Source organism: Bartonella sp. LB28NMGDW, from assembly GCF_042194435.1.
Lineage (GTDB): Bacteria > Pseudomonadota > Alphaproteobacteria > Rhizobiales > Rhizobiaceae > Bartonella > Bartonella grahamii.
Genome location: NZ_JBHIMX010000069.1, coordinates 1 through 1697, shown reverse-complemented (window position 1 = coordinate 1697; position 1697 = coordinate 1). Strand labels below are relative to the sequence as shown.

Annotated in this window: 2 protein-coding genes; both read left to right on the top strand. The window is 39.1% G+C overall.

Annotated features, from left to right (window positions below):
* Positions 1-63: 63 nt before the first annotated feature.
* Positions 64-1116: a DUF1376 domain-containing protein gene (locus ACFIKG_RS09125; protein ID WP_375652178.1), complete on the top strand. Its 1053-nt coding sequence runs from the start codon at positions 64-66 to the stop codon at positions 1114-1116.
* Entirely contained in the window at positions 1076-1522 is a 447-nt protein-coding gene (locus ACFIKG_RS09120; protein ID WP_375652177.1) for a hypothetical protein, read from the top strand. Before ACFIKG_RS09125 ends, ACFIKG_RS09120 begins: the two co-directional genes overlap by 41 nt.
* Positions 1523-1697 lie beyond the last annotated feature (175 nt).

The following is a 1697-nucleotide window of genomic DNA, read 5'->3' as shown; positions in this document are numbered from 1 at the left end:
ATAACGTCACTGAAGAGCTAGATAATTTCACTTGCAATAATAATAAAGAAAGGGAGGTGAAGTATGTCAACTAAGTTAGCTTGGGTTCGTTGTTTTCCTTCTGATTGGGTATCTGATGCTAGTGGAATGACGTCGCATCAAATATCGACTTATATGATGTTGATATTGCTTATGTATAAGAAGAGACAGCCAATTCTTGAGAATGCCTCTATATTAGCACGCATTTCTGGTTGTTCAGTAAAAGCTTTTAATAAAGCGCTAGATTTTTTATTGAGTGATGAGAAACTGATACGTTTAGAAGACGGTCGTTTATGGAGTTTACAGGTTGAAGAGGAACTCAACAACTCTAATGAGAATTTGAATAAGTTTTCAGAGAGAGCGCAGAAGGCAGCGAAGGCAAGATGGGATAAAAATACAAAAGATGCTTGTGATATTAAGCATGATGCTAACAATATGCTTAAGGATGCTAAGCATGATGCTTGTGATGCTATAACAAACAATACAAACAATACAAACATATATAATAAAAAAAATAAAACTAACGTTTTATTAAAAAAAGAAATTGATTTTGAAGATTTAGAAACAATCGATTTGGTTGACGAGCCAATCGAGTGTGATGTTGAAAGCCAATCAGAGCAAACCAACCAACCTCCCATTCACGAGCAAGAAAGCGTTCCTAAGAAAGCCAAGCGGGTTAAAACCGATAGAGGCTGTCGATTGCCTACGGATTTTGAGCCCGATTACGATTTTGCGATTAGAGAGGGCTTGCCTCCAGAGCGTGTAAAAGTCGAAATCGCAAAATTTAGAGATTATTGGAATGCCAAGGCAGGTAAGGACGCATGCAAAACGGATTGGCAAGCAACATGGCGCAACTGGGTACGCAAGGCAATTGAAGATTTACAGAAAGGAAAAAACTATGGAAAGCCAAGCACTGAAACAACAGAACAGCAGCGTGGATGGAGTTATCGCGTTGCACAGCACATGTCCAATATCAAAAATTCAGATAGTGTGTACAAATTTTTATTCGAGGATGACAACCGAACCACCATTCCATTGGAAGACAGGGCAAAAACCATTGATTGCAGAAGCGGAGAGAATTACCTCATTAGTCCATGATGCATTGCAAAAGCTTGAAAAGAAAGCGAGTGAAGAAGAAATTCAAACAACGTATCTTGTCCTTTCAAATGGACTTAAGAGCCCCATGGGATCAGATGAGAAAGCGACAGCGCTTGCGTATCTTTACGCTCTTGAAGGCATAAGCAGCTGGGTATTGCAAACGGCAACAAAGAACGCTTTGAAAGGCAAAGCCGAGGGCTTAAATTCGACCTTTATGCCCTCAACAGCAGATTTTTATCGTTATTGTAAGACGCTTGAAGGCAATATTCGCTTTCATGCAAAGCACATTCTTAGGAGCCTTGAAAAGCCTGAAAAGGGAACAAATCAAAAGGCACCGATGCCATCAGAACGCATTGAAAAGCCTCATAGAAGTCTTGAAGAGGTTTTAAAGGGCATTGAAGGATAAACAGCAAAGTAGTGAAGTTTGCTGATGATTTTGAGAATAGAGATGCGTTTAAATTGACAGAAAGGCGCCGTACAGAGCGATTTAAAGATTTTGTTATTAAAACCACATTGAAATTAAAAACGCTTCTGTACGGTCCATTTTGAGGCAAATAAACCCATTGGTAAAGTTATGGATT

What these genes read in the sequence shown, in the direction of transcription:
- ACFIKG_RS09125 (WP_375652178.1), top strand. Translation starts at nt 64, where the DNA reads ATGTCAACTAAGTTAGCTTGGGTTCGTTGTTTTCCTTCTGATTGGGTA.